At 65.1% G+C, this 18409-nt stretch carries 28 protein-coding genes; 17 read left to right on the forward strand and 11 right to left on the reverse strand.

Annotated elements, in window-relative coordinates; translation table 11 throughout:
- Nucleotides 1-3: 3 nt before the first annotated feature.
- The 9 genes from MRY84_RS08450 to MRY84_RS08490 all read right to left on the reverse strand — a co-directional run bounded on the left by MRY84_RS08450 (nucleotide 4) and on the right by MRY84_RS08490 (nucleotide 9346).
- Complete coding sequence (locus MRY84_RS08450) at nucleotides 4-243, reverse strand: hypothetical protein (protein ID WP_291505286.1); 240 nt, start codon at nucleotides 241-243, stop codon at nucleotides 4-6.
- Entirely contained in the window at nucleotides 240-986 is a 747-nt protein-coding gene (locus tag MRY84_RS08455) for a hypothetical protein (RefSeq protein ID WP_291505287.1), read from the reverse strand. Before MRY84_RS08455 ends, MRY84_RS08450 begins: the two co-directional genes overlap by 4 nt.
- A 252-nt stretch (nucleotides 987-1238) precedes the next feature.
- Nucleotides 1239-1742 carry a hypothetical protein gene (locus MRY84_RS08460; RefSeq protein ID WP_291505288.1) on the reverse strand — a complete coding sequence of 168 codons (504 nt, stop codon included), beginning with the start codon at nucleotides 1740-1742 and terminating at the stop codon, nucleotides 1239-1241.
- The gene (locus tag MRY84_RS08465; RefSeq protein ID WP_291505289.1) at nucleotides 1739-3814 is read right to left on the reverse strand and encodes a terminase gpA endonuclease subunit; all 2076 of its coding nucleotides are present in this window, start codon (nucleotides 3812-3814) and stop codon (nucleotides 1739-1741) included. The genes MRY84_RS08460 and MRY84_RS08465 overlap by 4 nt, the downstream gene beginning before the upstream one ends.
- On the reverse strand, nucleotides 3811-5076 hold the full coding sequence (locus MRY84_RS08470; protein WP_291505290.1) for a DNA cytosine methyltransferase: 1266 nt from the start codon (nucleotides 5074-5076) through the stop codon (nucleotides 3811-3813). Before MRY84_RS08470 ends, MRY84_RS08465 begins: the two co-directional genes overlap by 4 nt.
- 2 nt (nucleotides 5077-5078) lie before the next feature.
- A complete protein-coding gene (locus MRY84_RS08475) occupies nucleotides 5079-5654 on the reverse strand; it encodes a hypothetical protein (RefSeq protein ID WP_291505291.1) in 576 nt (191 codons plus the stop codon).
- 539 nt (nucleotides 5655-6193) lie between these two features.
- Entirely contained in the window at nucleotides 6194-7897 is a 1704-nt protein-coding gene (locus tag MRY84_RS08480; RefSeq protein ID WP_291505292.1) for a DUF5906 domain-containing protein, read from the reverse strand.
- Nucleotides 7890-8960, reverse strand: coding sequence for a toprim domain-containing protein (locus MRY84_RS08485; protein ID WP_291505293.1), 1071 nt, complete (start codon nucleotides 8958-8960; stop codon nucleotides 7890-7892). The genes MRY84_RS08480 and MRY84_RS08485 overlap by 8 nt, the downstream gene beginning before the upstream one ends.
- On the reverse strand, nucleotides 8960-9346 hold the full coding sequence (locus MRY84_RS08490) for a hypothetical protein (protein ID WP_291505294.1): 387 nt from the start codon (nucleotides 9344-9346) through the stop codon (nucleotides 8960-8962). The genes MRY84_RS08485 and MRY84_RS08490 overlap by 1 nt, the downstream gene beginning before the upstream one ends.
- 281 nt (nucleotides 9347-9627) lie before the next feature.
- Between MRY84_RS08490 and MRY84_RS08495 the strand changes: the two genes are divergently transcribed.
- Nucleotides 9628-9861, forward strand: a complete 234-nt coding sequence (locus tag MRY84_RS08495) for a hypothetical protein (RefSeq protein ID WP_291505295.1) — start codon at nucleotides 9628-9630, stop codon at nucleotides 9859-9861.
- 76 nt (nucleotides 9862-9937) lie between these two features.
- Here MRY84_RS08495 and MRY84_RS08500 read toward each other — a convergent pair whose 3' ends face one another.
- Entirely contained in the window at nucleotides 9938-10264 is a 327-nt protein-coding gene (locus MRY84_RS08500) for a hypothetical protein (RefSeq protein WP_291505296.1), read from the reverse strand.
- Nucleotides 10257-10481, reverse strand: a complete 225-nt coding sequence (locus tag MRY84_RS08505) for a helix-turn-helix transcriptional regulator (RefSeq protein WP_291505297.1) — start codon at nucleotides 10479-10481, stop codon at nucleotides 10257-10259. Before MRY84_RS08505 ends, MRY84_RS08500 begins: the two co-directional genes overlap by 8 nt.
- 79 nt (nucleotides 10482-10560) lie before the next feature.
- Between MRY84_RS08505 and MRY84_RS08510 the strand changes: the two genes are divergently transcribed.
- From MRY84_RS08510 to MRY84_RS08585, 16 genes are all read left to right on the forward strand, one after another.
- A complete protein-coding gene (locus tag MRY84_RS08510; RefSeq protein ID WP_291505298.1) occupies nucleotides 10561-11127 on the forward strand; it encodes a hypothetical protein in 567 nt (188 codons plus the stop codon).
- 22 nt (nucleotides 11128-11149) lie between these two features.
- Entirely contained in the window at nucleotides 11150-11695 is a 546-nt protein-coding gene (locus tag MRY84_RS08515; RefSeq protein ID WP_291505299.1) for a hypothetical protein, read from the forward strand.
- 80 nt (nucleotides 11696-11775) lie between these two features.
- Nucleotides 11776-12273 (forward strand): hypothetical protein, encoded by a 498-nt coding sequence (locus tag MRY84_RS08520; RefSeq protein ID WP_291505300.1) that lies wholly within the window; start codon nucleotides 11776-11778, stop codon nucleotides 12271-12273.
- Complete coding sequence (locus tag MRY84_RS08525) at nucleotides 12270-12710, forward strand: hypothetical protein (RefSeq protein WP_291505301.1); 441 nt, start codon at nucleotides 12270-12272, stop codon at nucleotides 12708-12710. Before MRY84_RS08520 ends, MRY84_RS08525 begins: the two co-directional genes overlap by 4 nt.
- Nucleotides 12707-12934 carry a hypothetical protein gene (locus MRY84_RS08530; protein ID WP_291505302.1) on the forward strand — a complete coding sequence of 76 codons (228 nt, stop codon included), beginning with the start codon at nucleotides 12707-12709 and terminating at the stop codon, nucleotides 12932-12934. Before MRY84_RS08525 ends, MRY84_RS08530 begins: the two co-directional genes overlap by 4 nt.
- The gene (locus tag MRY84_RS08535; protein WP_291505303.1) at nucleotides 12928-13164 is read left to right on the forward strand and encodes a hypothetical protein; all 237 of its coding nucleotides are present in this window, start codon (nucleotides 12928-12930) and stop codon (nucleotides 13162-13164) included. Before MRY84_RS08530 ends, MRY84_RS08535 begins: the two co-directional genes overlap by 7 nt.
- Nucleotides 13161-13316 carry a hypothetical protein gene (locus MRY84_RS08540; protein WP_291489273.1) on the forward strand — a complete coding sequence of 52 codons (156 nt, stop codon included), beginning with the start codon at nucleotides 13161-13163 and terminating at the stop codon, nucleotides 13314-13316. Before MRY84_RS08535 ends, MRY84_RS08540 begins: the two co-directional genes overlap by 4 nt.
- A 3-nt stretch (nucleotides 13317-13319) precedes the next feature.
- The gene (locus MRY84_RS08545; protein ID WP_291489272.1) at nucleotides 13320-13469 is read left to right on the forward strand and encodes a hypothetical protein; all 150 of its coding nucleotides are present in this window, start codon (nucleotides 13320-13322) and stop codon (nucleotides 13467-13469) included.
- On the forward strand, nucleotides 13466-13783 hold the full coding sequence (locus MRY84_RS08550; RefSeq protein WP_291505304.1) for a hypothetical protein: 318 nt from the start codon (nucleotides 13466-13468) through the stop codon (nucleotides 13781-13783). The genes MRY84_RS08545 and MRY84_RS08550 overlap by 4 nt, the downstream gene beginning before the upstream one ends.
- Nucleotides 13780-14127, forward strand: coding sequence for a hypothetical protein (locus MRY84_RS08555; protein ID WP_291505305.1), 348 nt, complete (start codon nucleotides 13780-13782; stop codon nucleotides 14125-14127). Before MRY84_RS08550 ends, MRY84_RS08555 begins: the two co-directional genes overlap by 4 nt.
- Nucleotides 14124-14450 carry a hypothetical protein gene (locus tag MRY84_RS08560; RefSeq protein WP_291505306.1) on the forward strand — a complete coding sequence of 109 codons (327 nt, stop codon included), beginning with the start codon at nucleotides 14124-14126 and terminating at the stop codon, nucleotides 14448-14450. The genes MRY84_RS08555 and MRY84_RS08560 overlap by 4 nt, the downstream gene beginning before the upstream one ends.
- Before the next feature lie 3 nt (nucleotides 14451-14453).
- Nucleotides 14454-16589, forward strand: a complete 2136-nt coding sequence (locus MRY84_RS08565) for a ParB/RepB/Spo0J family partition protein (RefSeq protein ID WP_291505307.1) — start codon at nucleotides 14454-14456, stop codon at nucleotides 16587-16589.
- Nucleotides 16582-17031, forward strand: coding sequence for a hypothetical protein (locus MRY84_RS08570; protein ID WP_291505308.1), 450 nt, complete (start codon nucleotides 16582-16584; stop codon nucleotides 17029-17031). The genes MRY84_RS08565 and MRY84_RS08570 overlap by 8 nt, the downstream gene beginning before the upstream one ends.
- Complete coding sequence (locus tag MRY84_RS08575; protein WP_291505309.1) at nucleotides 17031-17543, forward strand: hypothetical protein; 513 nt, start codon at nucleotides 17031-17033, stop codon at nucleotides 17541-17543. The genes MRY84_RS08570 and MRY84_RS08575 overlap by 1 nt, the downstream gene beginning before the upstream one ends.
- Nucleotides 17540-17947 carry an ASCH domain-containing protein gene (locus tag MRY84_RS08580; RefSeq protein ID WP_291505310.1) on the forward strand — a complete coding sequence of 136 codons (408 nt, stop codon included), beginning with the start codon at nucleotides 17540-17542 and terminating at the stop codon, nucleotides 17945-17947. The genes MRY84_RS08575 and MRY84_RS08580 overlap by 4 nt, the downstream gene beginning before the upstream one ends.
- On the forward strand, nucleotides 17944-18375 hold the full coding sequence (locus tag MRY84_RS08585; protein ID WP_291505311.1) for a hypothetical protein: 432 nt from the start codon (nucleotides 17944-17946) through the stop codon (nucleotides 18373-18375). Before MRY84_RS08580 ends, MRY84_RS08585 begins: the two co-directional genes overlap by 4 nt.
- Nucleotides 18376-18409 lie beyond the last annotated feature (34 nt).

Below are 18409 nucleotides of genomic sequence, written 5' to 3' on the forward strand. Positions count from 1 at the left end.
GGCTTAGTACGGGCGCAGAGTGAATACGCGCCGGGTGCGGGGGGTTGCGGAGTTTTCGAGCTTGGCGATCTCGGCATTGCACTCGCGGATGCCGGCCTGCACCTGTTCAAGATCCGCGCGGCGGTTGCGACGGGCGGTGCCGCCCTGGCCTACGGCGTATTCCTGCGATTCAAGGATGCGCTTCTCGGACGCGAGGTAGCCCGCCAGGCGCTCGCGCCACTGTTCGAGGGTGAGTGCGCTCATGCCCAGCTCCCTCCGCGTGACTGGAGCGCGGCCACGGCCTTTCCGAACTCGGGGCGGAAACGATCCAGCGCCACGCGCTGCACCACGCCCGAAAAGTCCAGGCGGCGGCTGTAGTCCGGTGCATCGGTGGTGAAGACGAACAGCGCGCGCAGGCGCTTGCCCTCGCGGCGCCAGATGCCGTCTGGCCGGTTGCCGCCGTTGGGCTTGCCCGCGAACAGATCGTTGGCGAGCTTGCGGCCCCGGCCGGCGCGCTGGCCCTTGGCGCCCACGCCGCCACGGATGTTTTTGAGGGCGCTGAGGATGGTGCGCACTTCCGCGCCCTTGACGTTGCCATTGGCGTCGAGCGAGAGGCCCGCGCCGGGCATAGCGTACTGCGCAGCGCCCAGCACGCCCGCGTAGCGCATGGCGTTCTCCATGCGCTTGTGTCCGCGCACGCCGCCCTCGACCTCGGGCTGCAGGAACTTCTCTTGTGCCACGCCACCAGCGGTGCCCGTGTCCTTGACCATCACCCGGGCACTCAATGTGTCTTTGGTCGCCGGCTCAATGCGCAGCGAGTTGAGGGTGTAGGCCACAGGGCTGGAGAACACCCGGCGCATCTCTGCGGGCAGCTCGGTACGCTGCGCGTATTGCGCGCAGCGCGTGAGCGCTGTGGCTGCGGCATAGGGCACCATACGGACAGGCACGCCGCGCACGTCGGCGGCGATCTCTGCGAGCGTGGGGCCGCTGCGGCGGATGGTCAACATGGGTTTCTGGATCTCCAAAACAAAACCCCCGGCTCCTTGCGGAGGCCGGGGGCGATACCACTTGCGCTTGCTGCGGTGGGGTGTTGGGTGGGCAGGTAGAGGCTTACATGATGGCCTCACAAAGCGTTTGCGGACTTTTGAGACTTACCTGATTTAGTGCGAATTTTGGGCCAAAGTGTCACCTGTTGGCGAGCCCTATTTTGTCACCTCCACAGGTGACAAAATAGGCTTTGACTTTGCAGCACAGACGCTCTAAAGGCGCTGATCTGGAACGAAATGCGGCAGAGCATCACGGGCCGCTTCATTGCCCGCCAGGATGCCATTGGAGGCCATCCGCAAACGGCGCCGGAAGTCACGCAGCACCGTGTAAAAGTGCTTGCGCGAGATCTCCAGCGCATCGGCTGCCCGCTTGATAGGGCGGATGCGGTGAACGTAATACAGCTCGAAAACCCGCTTATCCAGGGCATCGGGCTGGCCGAGATAGGCCAGGTGTAGCGCCATCAATTCCGGGCTATTCACTGCATCGGGGCCGCCAGGCCGGACAGGCTTTGTGTTGCCGCTCATCTGCCCGAGGATGCTCGCGTATTTTGGTGCCGGAGCGTAGAAGCGACGCGTGCTGCACCAGCTGACCCAACGCTCACACAGATCATCGAGGTCACTATCCTGCTGCGTGGTTTCTACTTCCTGATCATCGCCCCGAGGTGCGGGAGCTGCGAGGTTCAGTGCTTCGGTGTCGTAGTGGTCGGTTTGGCTCATGAAATCCCCCTTGAAAGAATGCGGCGCCCTACCGGCTGGGCGCGCTGGATGGTGGGCGCAGGCATGGCAACCGGCGCGGGTGATGTGGGTGGCGCAGCTGCGGCTGGCGCATCGGCTGACAGTACAGACGTCTGTACGGTGGCGGCGGCGGTCACGACGGGCGCTGGCGGCGGCGCGGCGGGCAGCGGAGGCGGCGCAAACAGGTCGGCCGTGGGCGGGATGAGCTTGTCGCGCAGCCGCTGCCAGTCCAGCGCGGACCACTTGTGCAGGCCAAGGCGGTAGGCCACGGCGAGGTTGTACTGAGACAGGTCGAGCGGCTCATTGCGGGCACCGTTCGGTTTGACCCACTCGCGCACGGCGCGCCCCTTAACGTATCGAGTACGTGGTTGCTCCACGACAAGACCCGCGAACCACTCAGCCGGGAGTTTGTCGTGGAAGTGCATCGCTCCCGGACCTTCGATGAGGTGGAAGCGGTTGAACAGGTAGTCCTTGGCAACGTCTGTGCCGACCATCCACCGCTCAACCCCGCCTTGGCGCTTTGTGCCGCCCCAGTCGATGTCCACCTTGCTGGGCGCGCTGCTGATGATGGGACGGTTCGGCCGGGGCGATCCGCCCAGCACTGTGCAGCCCAGGTGCGCCCGGGCAGCGCCGTAGTTGTACACGTCCTGCGTGTGGTGACCGCCCGCGTCGATGCCATCCGCGCTGATCATGATGGCCCGCCCGCTGGCGTGCAGCAGCGGGGTGCGGCGGATTTCGTCCAGCCGCGCCCAGACGCTCTTTGGATCATCGGGCGAGTCGGAAGGCAGTCCGGGGAGCACGATGTAGTCGAGCACCCAATGCTCCATGCCCGGCCCCCAGGCTTCGATCTGGACCTCCAGCCGGGTGTCTTGGGTGTCGGTAGCCATGGTCACCACCAAAGCCTCGTCAGGAATCACGCGCGGCGGGTATGGCTCAGCACGGTCCTGCAGCTGCTTGGCGGTAGTGTTCGCCTCGGTATTCTTGTAGCTCAGACCCAGGCGGGTGTTGTAGAACACCTGCATGCCTTCGTGATCGCCGCGCGCGAGGCGGTCTTTCGCCCGGGCGTACTGTCGGGCCAGCGACAGCCAGGTGATCGCGCCGATGGGCATGTAAAACGCGGACAGGGTGAAGCTGATGGTTTCACCGTCGCCCGTCGATGTTGCCACCCAGCGGGCCTCTCCACCCATGCCGATGTCGGGAAGCATGGTTGTCTTGTGGTGTTCATCGATCTCGAAGAAGCACGCAGGGCATACAAACCATGCCCTGTCCATGTAGCCTGTTTCCGGGTCGCGCTCATAGCGAAAGTTATCCAGCACCAGAGCATGAAGGTGACCACAGTCAGGGCAAGGAACGTGGAATTCCTCCTGCGTGCCCATGGCAAAGAGGTCATCGATTTTGCTGAAACCTTCGGTGCTTGGGCTGCTGGTGTAGAAGAACTTGCAGTCGTTGGCGTACTGCGTGGCCCGGGCCTCTGCCAGCTCAACAGGGTCGCCTTCGTCATCAACGTTCAACTCCAGCCGGTCGATCTCATCCACGTAGATGTACGGTGCGGAGACCTCGGCCAGGTTGGCGGCTGAGCCAGCGGTGTTCATGTACAGGGTGGCATCGCCCAGAAAGTCTTTAGCCTGCACCGTGTTGCGGCTGTCACGGCTCTTGGCCGCTGCCGCACGCTCGCGCAACTCGGGCACGTTGCGGATCATGGTGCTGACCCGGGCTGAGAACCGCTTCACCAGGGTGTCGGTGGGCTCCAGCGCCAGGATGTTGCGCGGCCTGCGGTGCATGAGCGCACCGATCCAGTTCAAGGCGGTCTGCGTCTTGAACATCTGCGAGGCCACCTTCGCCACCACCCGCTTGCACGGGTGCCCTGGCGAAAGCACCTGATGCACGCGCCGAGCGGGCGGGCTCCGGTCGAACCGGAACGGCCCCGGCTGGGGGCCGCTCTTGGGCAGGATCATGAACTCCTCGGCCCATTCGTCCACGCGCAGCTCGGGGTCGGGGCGCGCGGCCTCCATAGCGGCGCGGATGACGAGTTCGTAGCCGTCAACGAGGTTCACTCGCACCCCCTGGCTCGGCGAAGCAGCTCGACAAGTGCCACTGCAGCCTGCAGCGGTACAACTCCATTTCCGACCTGACGCAGCTGGTGAGCGCGGGATTCGTCCACCAGATAGGCCATCCCATCAGCCAGCATGCGAATGCCGGGTTCAACCGCCGGGGCAAGGTCCGGTCGGTGGGTGACAATGCTCGCCCATCGAGGGTCGAGAGGACCGGGTGCGAAAAGTGGTGTTCCACGAAGTTTGGGAGCTGCTCGCCGCCCGTATGCTTGCGGCTCTCCTGGCTTTCCTGGCTGTTCGGCGTCCGGTAGTCGCGGCTCGCCGGGGTTGGCCATAACGCCGCATCCCGGCTCAAATTCCCACCCTGAGTGGACGTCAGATCGGCGCCCGGCCTGCGGCCGTCGTGCGCATTCGGCGTCGGCCACAATCCACCGGACTCGTCCATATTCATCAACTGTCGCGAGTCCGGCGCAATCGGGATCGTCCAGTTGCGAGACTGCGACCCCAGGTCCACCGTCCGCTTCTCGCCAGAACTCGTTTTGCCCCTGGATTCGATCAGTTCGGGTGGAAGGCAGCGACCACCGTTGGGCACATTGGGCGTCATCCACAGCTTTGCTGCCAGCGCTATCGTGGGCCGGCTTGTCGCTCCCTCCGAGGTCGAGCGGTTGATGCGCTCGTGGCCCGTGTCCGGTGTCGGCCACACGCCGCCAAGCGATGCAGAACCATCGGGCGCGCCCATGACCGGCGCCCACATCTGACGCTGAAAGAGTGATCCATTCCGTGTCCCACCCGCGGTCGGCCAGTTCTCCCACGACACGGGCGGCGGCGCGTTCTTCGATAGAGCCTTCGGCTTCGTCCACAGCGGAGGCGGTGGCAGTAGCGATGGCGCTGACGTTCTCCAGAATGAGTCCGAGCGCACCGCAATCGTCAGCGATGTCGAGGATGTCGAAGAAAAGGCCAGAGCGCGCACCATCAAGTCCGGCGCGCCTCCCGGCGATGCTGATGTCCTGGCACGGGAAGCCCGCAATGATGAAATCCACGAGTCCGCGCCACGCTGCGCCGTCGAAGGTGAGCAGGTCAGACCAGACAGGCGCCGGATCAATGGCTCCCGCTTCCATAAGACAGGCAAGCTGCGCGGCTGCAGCGGCTTCCCGCTCCACGTAGCAAACGGTTCGGTGCTCGATGCCGAGAAACTCGAATGCGGCACGGACTCCCTCTCCGAGCATGCCGACTCCGGCGCACAATTCGATGGAATGTAGAGCCACATTCAGCCCTCCTTTGTTGGCAACAGCGCCGCCATCCGGGCCTCAAAGCCCTCCAGCGCCTTGCGGGTTTCTTCAACAATCACGTGCTCGATCTCGCGCGAGTCGCCGAGGCCGATGCAGCGTGGCGCGGCGCGCTGGCCGATGACCATCACGGCATCACGAAAGGAGCGCACCACATCAAAGGTCCCGCGCTGCACCCGGTCGCGCTCGACCAGCAGTCCGGCGTCCTTCAGGTTCGCGCGTACCGCCATCTCGGCGTCGGCCTTCTCGCGCATGGCCCGGTAGTCGGCATAACCAGGCTGAGCTGGACCACCCTGCGCCGCTTCAGGGCTGCTGGCAGTGTTTTCGGCCTCGGGTGCCACTGCACCAGCATCCGCAGCCGCAGGGGCCGCCGTGCGTCCGCTGTCGGCCCGTGCGCGGGTGTTCTGCGCCCACTGGATATCGGCTACTGCCGGGTCGACCTTTCCGTTAATCAGCGTGATGCGCCCCTCGGCCACAGCCTTTGCCACGGCAGACTTCGCTACGCCGCGGCGGCGGGCGTACTCAGCCTGAGTGATCAGCTCCACGCGGGTGTTCACTTTTCGCTCCCGCGTTCACCTGTTCGTTCACTTTTCCCAGCGCCAGCCACTAGCGCCCGCGCGGGGGTCGAATTACCCCGGTGAGGAAGCGCGCCAGGAGTACCTACATGGGGGGGGCGGCTTAGCTTGTAACGCAAGGTCCAAGGCCGAGCGGATCGCGCGGCGGTGAAGCCGGGCGCGCATCGAGCCATGGGCATGACGGCGCAGGACGGCCGGTCAGCGCCAACATCCACCGCCGTGGTCTCGAACACATCAATCGCTTCCATCCCTTTTCCTTTCTTTCTTCAAAGAGAACAAACCTGATTACGCGGTTACGCACGCGCGTAACACCCAAACCCGCGCCACGCCTAGCGAGTTACGCGATTACGCAGTTACGCTGCACACGCACACACATACATGCACGCACACACGCGCCCGCCTGCACGCCTGCGCACATGCACACACGCAGGAGGCGCGTAACCGCGTAATCGCGTAACTACCCGCGCCACGCTTAGCTTTTGGCGTTACGCACTTACATAACCGCGTAACCAAGAAGCCGCTCATTCATCACCTCCATCGGCATCGCCGCCATCGTGGGAGGGGGAGCCCGAGCCATAGCCCACGTACTTGCGCAGCGCCTGGGCGAAGTCGGTCACCGAGCTACTGGCCCACTCGCCCTCGGTCATGGCAACGTCATCCGGTCCTGCGTCAGGCTTGCGCAGCACAGGCTCGCTCACCAGCAACATGCGCGTGGTCTTCTTGGCCTCGCCTGGCTTGACCACATTCATGGCCTTGATGCGCACTGGCCTGCTCTGCCCCTCTGCAAAGCGGGTGAGCGTGGGTGTGAACTGATTGCGCTTGAACGGGTAGCGGTCGCCTGTGCGCTGGCACCACTTGAGGTAGGCCGTATACGCCTGGTCCACCGCGCACGCTTGATAGGGCAGGTCCAGCTCGCCGCTAGCCCACTCTGCCCAGAACTGCTCAGGGCTCTTGCGGTTGATCTCGATCAGCGCCTCTTTGGCCGCCGTCATGGGTGCCGGTGAATAGGGGTGGAAGCCGTCAAGCGGGTAGGTCAGCAGGAAGTGATAGAACGCCTCTGCCCCCCCGTTGTCCCGCCACTCGCCCAGCTTGCGGTAGTACTCCGGGTCTTTGGCCCGGGGCGTGTACACCACCAGATACCGCCGGTCGCTGTTGTCCAGGGCCAGGGGCTGCAGCTCGTTTGAGAGGAACACGATGTTCATCTGGTTCTTCTCTTCCCGACGAGCCAGGTTCTTCGGGTTGATCTGCACCGTGGGCGAAGTGATCAGCGCCTTCAGCCGGTTCTTGTTGTGCACCAGCTCCGCGCGGCTGGAAACCTCATCCCCCACCACAAACATCTTGCAGCTTCGCCAGTCGTTGAACTTGTCCTCCAGCTCATCCTGGCCGACCAGGGCGCCGTACTTCCCGTAGATCGCCACCATGATGTCGAACAGAAAGTTCTTACCGGCGCCCTCATCCCCGTGCATCACCACGGCCGTGCGCAGCTTCGCGCCAGGGTGCTGCAGCGGGTAGGCCAGCCAGCACAGCAGCCAGTGCATGATTTCGTCGCACTCGGCTTCGTGCTCCGCCGCCCGGCTGGTCAGGTAGCGCACCAGCTCAAGGATGGGGTCCACGTTGCCTTCCTTGGGCACCATGGCCATGCCGTCGTACAGATTGACCGTCGTCTCCGGGTCGCACGTCATCGTGGGGTCAAACACCACGTCATCTAGCCGCACCGTGCGGCGCCGCTCGCTCGACTTCCACATGCGCACCATGTCCGCGCCGTGGGCGTGGCCCATGTTGGCGATCTTCATCTGCAGGCGCTCACTGCCGTCCCACACCGTGTCCGTGCCGTAGATCAGCACGAAGTGCTCGCACAGGTGGTTGAACTTGCCCCAGTCGATGGTCTTTTCTTTCTTGCGCCCCTGTACCGGCTTGTCGCCAGCGGCATCGTCGGCAGGCGGCTCAGAAGACTCCCCGGCGTCACCACCCCCATCCCCCGACATGAGCGCAGCTGCGCTACTTTGGGGGAGGGGGGGCGGGGCCGAGCTGGGGCCGCCGTCTACATCCGTTGATGTAGCCCCGCCGCCCTGCCCCCGGCCCGCGCCGAAGTCCACGCGAACGACAGAACTATCGTGCGGCGCTGGCGCGCCGATGGCATCGAAGGCATGCGCGTCTTCGCGCGCATGCGGCGCGGGCTCCACCGCCCCGCCCTGTGGCCCGCTGCCTGGCGTCGTTTCAGCCATAGCGCCTCGCCATCATCGTGACGACGCCAGACAGCTGCTTGCGCACGGCATCAAGGCCCTCGCGCGCCTGCAGGTCGTTGAAGTCGGTGTCCTTATCGCCCCGCGTGGCCGGCTTGAAAATCGGCCAAACAAGGTCACAGCCCTCCACCTTTCGGGCGATCGCTCGTGCAGCCGTGCGGCCGGGGTTCGTCAGATCGCCCGAAACAGGGTCGCAGGTCTTCCAATCGTCGTCGGCCAGGATCAAGATGCGGGTGACCGGGTACAGCTTGCGCAGCAGCGGCACCACGTGCGCCAGGTTGCCCGCGTCCAAGGCCACAAACACCGGGTACACGCCGTCGACGGCCTCACGCGCCGTCAGGCCCGTGGCATAGCCCTCCACCACAAGCAGCAGCGGCGTGGTGTCGGCGTTGATGTCACCCAGGCGCAAGCAGCACCCCGGCTTGTCCATTCCCCGCTGGTAAATCTTGGCCCCATCGGGCCTGATGAACTGCAGAGCGCGCAGCGCCTCCTCTCGCGGCAAGTCGTACCGCAGCAGCGGCACCAGCACCGTGCCCTCGGGCAAGTGCACCCGCGTGTCATCCTCCCCCGGCTCTCCCGGCCAGCGCAGCACAAACGGCGCAGCCAGGTAGCGGCACGCCTCGCCCTGCACGCCTTTCCGCTCCAGATAGGGCGAGCGTCCATCCTTCACGCCCCGGCGCCACACATCGATGGCCTCTGCCATCGCATTGGCGATCTCGGCCCGGCGCTCGGCCGCAGCCTTGGCGCGCTGCGCCCGCAGCTCCTCAGCCCGGCGCGCGCGCTCTTCGGGGGAGAGGGGCGCCCACTCCACATCCACCTTCTGGCTGGCCCCGCCATGGCGGTACGTGCCAAACGTGCCCACCACATAGGTGCCGCCGCCCTTGTCCTGGTCGCGGCGGAAGAGATAGAGCTTGTACCAGTCCTTGCCACCCTTGCCGCACGTCACGCTCTTCGGCGTGTCCAGCTTGAGGGGCAAGTCCTTGCCCTCGCGCAGCTCAATGCCGAACTGCGCCATCTGAAAGAGCACCTGCTGATAGTTGTCCATCAACGCGGTCCCATGCCCTTGATGCGCTCCAGGCGCTCCACCAGCGATACGGCCCGATCCATGGCCGACTCCACCTGGCGCACCAATACCGCCGCCTCGGTCTCAGGGTCTACCGGCACCGGAACGCTGTAGCCAGCCTCCTGCATGTAGTAGCCCGCCAGGCCGTGGAATCCCACCCCCCGCGCCCACTTCATCAGCAGTAGGAGCTGTGATGGCGTCAGCCGCTCTGCCCGGGTTGCGTTCAAGCAGTCAAGCAACGTGCGGTGCGCTGCCTCGGGGGTCTTGTCGGGCCAAAACTGCTGACCAACTTTCTTGGCGCCACCCAGGGCCTTTACCGCGTCACGCGCGGCATCCAGCTCATCTTCGTATAGCAACGGTTCATTCACAGCAGACCACCTTTGGACTGTGCCGCCCACTGCGTTCCGAACGATTCCGAATCATTCGGAACCGTTCGGAATGCCTTTTCTGGGCAAAAAAAAGAGACTTCAGTGCATGGCCCCATGCACTGAAATCACCATGAAGAAAAAGCCCGCCAGCCGTGCAACCCAAGGAGGGAGAGAGGAAGGAACGGAGAGCACGGCCACCGCTGCAAGCGGCCACGTGGCGGAAAATGACTCGGGGGCCTCGAACGCCCACGAATCGAAAACACAAACCCTGGAAGGAACACATGAGCGACGCCAGCAGCAACACCCTGCCCCTCGATGCCGAAACAGTGAACGCCATCGTCAACGCCCTCGGCGCCCTGGTGTTCGCCACCGTGCGGCAGCTGCCAGCAGACAAGCAAGCAGCCTTTGCCAAAGACCTCGCGCGCTTGGCACAAAACGAGGAGCGGCAGGGCCAAACGGCGACAGAAACGATCCTGCTGGACATGCACCGCGCCGCAGTGGCTGCGGCCAGCTGATCGCCGGGCTCGAAACAACGAACCGCTTGGAAGCAACCCAAGCGGTGAACTGGGATTCGAGGGAGTCAGCCATGGCTCAGCCTTCCCCGGCCGAGCCATCAGTCCTACCACTCAGGCGCTGGGCGCACCACTCTTGCCAGCGCGCCTCCAACTGGTGCTCCTCCAGCAGTGCGCCGGCATCTGGCTCCAGGCCGAGGGTGCGCAGGATCATGACGCCTTCGGGCGTGGACCCCACCAGGTCATACAGCTCGACCGCAGCGGCAAGCAGTGCCCGCTCTTCTGGCCGGCGTGTCACGGTGAACACCGTGGCACTGAAATGCTTGCGGTTGCGCAGCGTGGTGCCCGCGGCTTCTGCCCAGCGCTCGGCCATTTCGAGCAAAGCCAGGGTGAAGGGCTCATGCATGGGGCACCTCCGCTTCGACGGCCGGTGCGTCCGTCTCCGGCGCACCGACCCCTTGGCCGAGCAGCTGCAGCCTAATCGCCGCGTCTGCCGCCTTGGGCGCCTTGCCGGCTTCCCATTTGGCAATGGTGGGCTGCGACACCCCCACCTCCCTTGCGATGGCGGCCTGAGACATGCCCGCTTTGCGCAGACGCCTAACGGTGGAGGTGGTTTGGCTCATGATGGCGCCGATCCTATTACAAAAGTAATAGGACGGCAATTACATTGCGAGTTATTCGGTGCGGCATAGTCAGAACACCATGAAAGGCCGCGAACTCCTCAAGCTGTTGCTGAAAAAGCACTCCCTATCGGGCAATGGCTTGGTCACTGCGCTGGGCGGCAAAATCAAACAGCCCACGCTGCACAAGTTCCTCGAACTGGACACGCGAGAGTCGCGACGGTCCACCCTCCAACCTGTCGCCGATTACTTCAAGATCCCCGTCGAGGCGTTTTACGACGAGTTCCTTGCCGACAAGATCGCCTATCAGCGCGGCTTGGTGGAAGCCGACGAACTCGGCAGTGAAGTGAGGGCGGCGGTAGTCAGTGAAGCGCGGGAAGCCTCACCGCCAATCCCCTTTCCTCCTCCACCGCCCACCCAGCCCAACCTGCGCGACGCCATGCGCAAACTGCGCGATGTGCTGGCCCAGGAAACTCCGGGCGTGCGCCGATCTGTTGTCGCCCTCATGAGCGACCTTGCTGACAGGGCGGAAGACACCACTTTCAGCGACCAGATGATCGAGCGCATCATGGGCGCACTAGGGCACCGGGGAAACGAAAAGGCGCCGTTATCTATCCCTTCCCAAACGCTCAGTGGCGCAGGAAAATGACTCCCGAGGGGGAGCGTACCGAATGAACGTCACAGCACAGTTTCTTAGCACGGGCATCGCCGCAGCGTTGGTCGCGGCCGCAAGTCCGGCATGGTCAATCAATAAATGCGTCGGAGCCGACGGTAAAGTGTCTTTTCAAGAGCAGGCCTGCCCCGGCAAGGGTGGCGCGATTGAAGTAAGACCTGCCAGCGGCATGGCGCCCGCACCCGTTCAGCAGCCAGCCCCACAAGGCGGCCCGGCCGCTCCCGCCGCAGCCGCATCGCAAGCCGCCAAGAAAGAAGGCGTGTTCGGCGAGACATATCGGCGCAAGCTCGACCTTGAAACTCACCTCATCAGCAGCACCCGCGCGGAGTTGAACGGGCACCTTCAGAGCTGCGACGCACAGCAACGCGCATTGGCCGCCAAAAAAGGCCAAGCCCGCAATAACCTCGCCGGCGCGACCTGGGAGCAGTCGATCTCCGCAGAAATGCAAGCTGCCGCAACAACCTGCGACACCAAGGCCCGCGATCTTCGGTCGCGCCTAGAGGGATATGAGAAGGAACTGCGGGAACTGAAGGCCAGCAAGTAGCCAAATTATTCCTAAAGTATTGACTTAGTAATTACTTTTGGAATAATTCCTCCACGCCCACCCCGGGCGATGGAGGTTTCATGTCATTCCCAGCCACGGCCTGCCACCCCCAGGCCAAGCCCAGAGCGCAGGCCACGCAGCCGCCTGTAGCCCGCCAATACCCCGCCCACTACCAGGCCCACGGCCGCCTGTTCCGCGCCGTCGTCTCGCTGCCCGACGCGATGTGCGAGCCCGACCGCCCGCCGCAGGAACGCTGGGTTTTCTTCGACTGCCCCACCGCTGCCCAGCCAGGTGCGCGGCTGGAAGCCCTACTCTCCCTTGCCTGGAACATCGACACCATCGGCTGGGCTGATCGCGGCTTCATCTACAACGTCGCCGAGGCCAGCCAGCTGATCGCCCAAGGCGACGCCGACGACGACACCGCCCTGTTCGAGTGCGAATGGGGTGGCGGCGAAGGCACCAAGCACGTGTCTCCGCACGATGTGGACTTCTTTTGCACGCCGCGCGTGCGTGCCCGGCTCGAAACGGCCCTGCTGCATGCACACGTCGGCCCAGCGCTGAAAGGCGGTGCTGCATGAGCGCCGCTGTCCATCACATCCTGCGCCAAATGCAGCGCGATGCCCGCTTGGCGTGGCTCATCGGGCCAGGGAGCCGCACCTACGAGCTGTTGACCGAAGAGGCAGCAACCTCGAATGGACTCGACGTTGCAGAGCTGCGCCAGCAACACGAAAGCACTCTCAAGTTCGAGCCCTGGCCGAGCGATCTAGAAGTTGAGATTGATCCACAGGCAATCCTGCTCCCACCTCCCACTCCATCGCCCGGCCACTGGATGCCCGATGGGGCCTATCTCTCCGACAGCTACTACTTGGCGCGCCACCACGCGGGCGTCCTTGCGCCCTACTGGCTTGGATATGAATCCCGTACAGCCGCCCTCGGGGCCGAACGGTGGAATAGCTCCTTTCGCTACTACGTGCCCGACGACTTCGGCGCACTGGTGGAGGTGCGCCCATCATGAGCACGCCACGCCTCTCGCCCGCCATGCGCAACATGCTGCGCAACGCGATCGACGGCAAGCGCATCGGCCAGGGCCTTTCTGGTGGCCCGCACAAGATCGATGCCACCCGCCGCGCACTGGAAGCCCGTGGCCTTCTCGACACTGATCTGAAGCCCACCGAAGCGGGCCGGTCCGTCTTCGCGCCCAAGCACGCTGCCATCCATCAGGAGGCATCCCCATGCTGACCAGCCGCCTCACCACCCGCGACGGCCGCACCCTCACGCTGGTGCACTGCACAGGCCACGTGCATGCGATCGCACCAAGCACCGGCGAGGGCGACCGCCGCTTCTTCGCCGTGAAGATCGACGGCAAGCGCTACGAAGACCACCAGGCCACCACCCAGCAGGCCGCAATGCAGCGCGCTTTCATGCGCGTGCCCACGGCCCGCTCTGTCGTCGTGAGGTCGCCGCGATGAGCCGCCCGCCCATCACCATCGACGGGCCGCACCACAGCCGCCGTGCTCTGCGCTGCGCCCGGTTGCGTGTGGCCGCCCTGGCGGTACTGGCAGCCTTGCTGCTCGCCGCGCCACACATCGCCGGCCTGCTGGCGCAGTCGTTGGAGGGCTAAGGCATGTGGCACCGCCTCCTCTTCGCCGCCTACTACCTGCGCGCCCTGCCCGGCGTGGACTGCCGCCACGCAGTTGCAGCGGCCCTTGCCCGCGCGGACGTGCGCCTGCACCAGCTGCGCCGGCAGCAACGCAACGCCCGGAGCAAGCCATGACGGCCGCCATGCACCTGCGCGTGCGCGGCGTCGTCAGCAGCTGCGAAAAGCGCACCACCACGCAGGGCGTGCCGCTGCTGGTGGTGCACATGCAAGACAAGGCCAGCGGCCAAGAGGTGCGTGCCAGCCACGCTTACCCAGACTCCAGCGCCGCCAGCCACTACGCAGCCAGCAACCTCGCCCGCCGCTTGGTCGGCCAGGTGGCCGAGCTGGACGCCACCAATCCCCGTTTCCGTGCCAGCCGCCTCGACTGCGACGCCGCGCACATCAGCCTGCCTTACCAAACCCCATCCACCCGAAAGGATCTGGAATGACCCGCAAGACCACAGTCACATTCACATTCAGCGCCGATTCCCATGGCAACGTGACGCTGTCCACCGACCTCGCCAAGCCTTCGCCCGGTGCCCCCGCCAACGCAGCGCAAATGGTGGCGCTGGAGTTACTCACCCACTGCCAGCACCAGGGCCTCAGCGTCAACCACGGCATCCAGGCCGTGCCCGCGCTGGCTCTGGCGCACGACATCACGCAAGCCGAAGGCTACGCCTACGCCGTGCCCGAATCCCTCTGGCGTGCGGCAATCGACGTGGTCAACCGCAGCCAGCACCACACGGGCACGGACCAGCTCACTCCTGCGGACTTTCGGGGAGTAGCAGCATGAGCCGGCGCACCTTCTCCAAGGCTGCCGACAGCATCACGCTCAGCAAGCCCAACCTCACCAGCGTGCACATCCAGCAGCCGCGCCCTGCGCCGCTGCGCTCGACAGGCCTCCAGCCCGTCAAAACCACGCCAGCGCCAGCGGGCTCTGCGCAGCCGATTTCCCAAGCGCCCGTCATCCCCGACGCCCCCGTGCGCAACAGCACCTTGCGCGGCGGCGAGCCATACACCTGCCCCGAGCTGCGCACAACGCCCTACCGCGCTGGATCAACAGACGCCTTCCGCCTGCCCAGCCGCACCAGCTTCCGCAACCCACAGCCCGCCTGAACCATGGCCACCAAAGACCCACTCATCGGCCGCGAGGCCCGCGTCAACGACGACGCCACCACCCTCAAGGGCGGCAAAACACACCCACAGGCTGGCATGCAAGGCCGCATCGTCGGCAAGACCCCCGGCGGCCGGCAGTATCAGCTGCAGTGCGGAGACGCGCTGATCAACCTGCCCATGGCCGACTTCACACTGCTGGGCACCCCCGATGCCCCAGCGGATGAAACCACGCTGCCGCTGGCGTCCCTGGTACGCAGCAAGACCAACCGGCAGATCGTGGAAGACGACGCCCTGCTGGAGATGGCCGCCACCATGAAGCTCTACGGCGTGCTGCAGCCGCTGCTGGTACGCCGCCTGCCCGCTGAGCGCCTGCAGGACACGTTTGAGGACGAAGCCACACGCCACGCCACACACGAAATCATTGCGGGCGAACGTCGCTTTGCCGCCGCACGCATCGCAGGCCTACGACAGGTGCCCGTGCTCATGAAGGACGCCGACAACACCACCGCCGTCGTCATGCAGCTCATCGAGAACCTGCACCGCGAAGACCTCAACCCCCTGGACGAAGCCCACGGCATCCAGCTGCTGGTGGAAGACTTCGAGCTGAGCCGGGAGGCCGTGGCAGACGCGCTCAAGAAGAGCCGCAGCCACGTGTTCGAGAGCCTGCGCCTGCTCAACCTGTGCCCCGAGGCCACCGCTGCCATCAAGGCCGGCACGCTCAAGCGCAGCATCGCCCTATTGGTCGCCCAGCGCCCCACGCCAGCCCTGCAGGTCGAGTACACCAAGAAGGTGCTCACGGGCGGCCCCGAGGGCGGCCCCATGAGCTACCGCAGCGCCAAGGATCTTGCCCAGCGCAACTACATGACGGACCTCACGCGCGCCCCATTCGCGCTCGACAACGCCCAGCTGCTGCCCAAGGTAGGCGCCTGCACCCAGTGCCCCAAGCGCACCGGCAACAACCCTGAACTGTGGGACAAGGCGGGTACAGACGTCTGTACAGACACCGCCTGCTTTGCCGACAAGAAGGAAGCGCACTACGACGCCCTCAAGGCCGATGCCCACGCCAAAGGCCGCCAGATCATCACCGGCCGCGAAGCCCGCGAGCTGATGCCCACCGAAGGCGCCACCCCCAAGGGCTACATCCTGCTGGACAAGCCCAAGAAGGGCAGCACCGAGCCAATGCGCGAGGTGCTGGGCCAGGAAGTGCCACAGGGCAAGGTGGTGCTGATCGAGACGCCCACGGGCGGCGTGGTGGAGGCCGTGCCAGTGCGCGCGGCTGGCGAGGCGCTGCAGGCCAAGGGGGCCGCGGGCAAGGCCGAGAAGAAGGCCCCCACGCGCACCAAGCAAGAGCTGGAGGATGAATACCAGCAACGCTGGCGCAGCGCCGCCGTGCGCGCCACTATCGAGGGCTTGCGGGTGGATGCGGAGCCCGAATCCTTAGACCACCTGCCCGAGCAGGCCGCCTACCGCGTGATCCTCACCCTGGCGCGCGAGACAGACGACTCCGCCCTGCGCGCCATCTTCCAGCTGCCGGCGCACTTCGACGATGACGCACTAGAAGCCGCTGTGCGCAGCGCCGCGCAGGAGGCCCCGCGAGTGCAGAACATGGTGCTGCTCATGCTCGCCGCCGCGTTCGACTGGGAGCGGCTTTACAACCGCCCCGCAGACGAAGCGCTGCACCTCGAAGCGGTCGCGCCGCTTGCCAAGGTCGATATCGGCGCCATCAAGCGCGAGGTGCAGCAGGCCATGAACGCCGAAGCCGTCGAGCGCGCAGCCGAGGCCGACGCCGAGACAGCAGCCCCCGCCGACAAGGCCAAGCCCACCATCAAGCCCAAGGGCAAAGCCAAGGCCGCCGTGGACGGCACCGGCAAGGCTAGCCAGGCCGAGGTGATGGCGGGCATTGCCCAGGCCATGAGCGCAGCCCAGCCACCCGCCAGCAACAACTTTGAGCCAGGCCAGGATGTGCGCGTGCGCATCGACCTCAAGAACGCCAAGGGCAAGCTGATGCTCACCAAGGGCGCCAAGGGTGTCATCACCAGCAAGGCGGGCGACCGCGCCTGGATGCTCAACGTGCCAGATCTGCCGGGCGCCAACGGCCTGATCGCGGACTACACCGAACTGGAGGCTGTCGATGCGTGATCTTGAAGAGCTGAACTTGCTCAACCAATTGATCGAACTCGGCGCCAAGGCTGCGCACGCACACGCCCAGTCGAATAGCGATGACGGCCATAAGGGCACAGCCGCATACGTGCAGTGGCAAGAGCTGCGGGCCGAAATGGGGGAGCTAATTCGGACGGCTTACGCGCCCGAGGCATACAGCGTGCCGGAGGATGCCACGTCGAGATGGGCGGCGCCAAAGTACGACTCGCAGCAAAGAGAGTGGTGCATCGCCTATGAAGCAGAAACTGGCTTCGATCCGATGATGGATGACTACGAGGCGGGGCTTCAAACGTTCGCAGAGGCTGCTGTGGCCTCATTGCGCTGGTACGAGGATCACACAAGTGACGCACACCTGCGAATAAGCAGCAAAACGATACCCGGCGGCAGTTACGACGCAGCCCGCAAAAGAGGCGGTGCGTAATGGCTCTCCCCCGCTACCGCATCCCCCAACGCCGCCAGCCCGCGCCGGTCAACACCATGCGCAAGGCCCTGCAGCGCGCGACGCGCCTCACCGAGTCCGAGATCCGCGAGACCATGGCCGCCGTCCACCACTGCGCCACCCGCGTGCGTGAGGGCGTCGCCACCGAGCTGCAGGTGCAAACCCTGCGCACCACCATGCTCATCGCGCTGGAGATCGAGCGCCTGGGCTACGTGCGCGGCATGGCCGGCCACATCGAGGCCGCGCTGGTCGCCATCAAGTCCGTGCTCGATCGCGGCGGCGAGACGGGCCAATGGCGCCCCACCCCGCTGCGCTACTACGAGCTGGACGCCATCACCTGCATGGTTGACCTGCACGACCACCAGCTGCGCCAGCTTTCTTTCGCAGAGCTGCACACCGCCACCAAGCGCGTCATCGCCCACATGCAAAGCCAGGGCGGCGGCGAGCTGGTGAACGCAACCCCCGCCGATATCGGCATGGAGGCAACCGCATGATCCCCGCCCTCAGTATCCGCCAGCCGTGGGCCTGGCTCATCGTCAACGGTTTCAAAGACATCGAGAACCGCGACTGGCCCACCAACTTCCGGGGCCGCCTGCTGGTGCACGCGGGCCAAACCATGGCCCGCCGCTACTACGACGAGACCGTGGGCGAGCTGCGGCTCAGCGGCCTTTGCCCGCCCGACCTGCCGCCCTATGAAGCACTGGAGCGCGGCGGCTTGGTGGGCTGGACGCGCATCGTGGACTGCGTCACCACGCACCCCTCGCCGTGGAAGATGGAGAACCCGTTCGGCGTGCCGATCTACGGTTTCGTACTGCGCGACAGCCGCCCTATCCCCTTCGTGCCGTTCAAGGGTCGGCTCAACTTCTTCAACGTGCCGGAAGAGGCGGTTGAATCATGAGCGAAAACTCCAAGATCAAGGGGCCCCGCTGTACGGGCAAGAGCAACGGTCCCGACAACTGCGATTGCATCAATACGTGTGGCGACGACCCCTGGCTCAAAGATGGTCGCAGCACCCCGTGCATCGAACTGCGCACCAAGCTCCTAGGCGAGGCCATGGACCGCCACAGCGGCGGGGCCGCATGGATTTTTTCGGTTCCTCCGCTTCACGCCAGCCGCGTCAAGCTCATTGAGGCGGTCGCTGGACTTGTCCCGGAGCCAAGGCGCGAGTCCCCGCTGCACAACGGATTTCATGTTTGGCTGGAGAGTTGGGACTTCCAGGCGTGCTGCTGGCGCTTGATCGTTGGTTCGATCAGCAGCGGCTTCCGAACACGTGAAGCCGCCCACGCACATGCCAGCCATCTCTGGGAAATGGAGCGCCTCAAATGAAACGCGGCCTCACCCAACAAGAAGCCATGGCCTA

The organism is Acidovorax sp. (assembly GCF_022763525.1).
Lineage (GTDB): Bacteria > Pseudomonadota > Gammaproteobacteria > Burkholderiales > Burkholderiaceae_C > Acidovorax.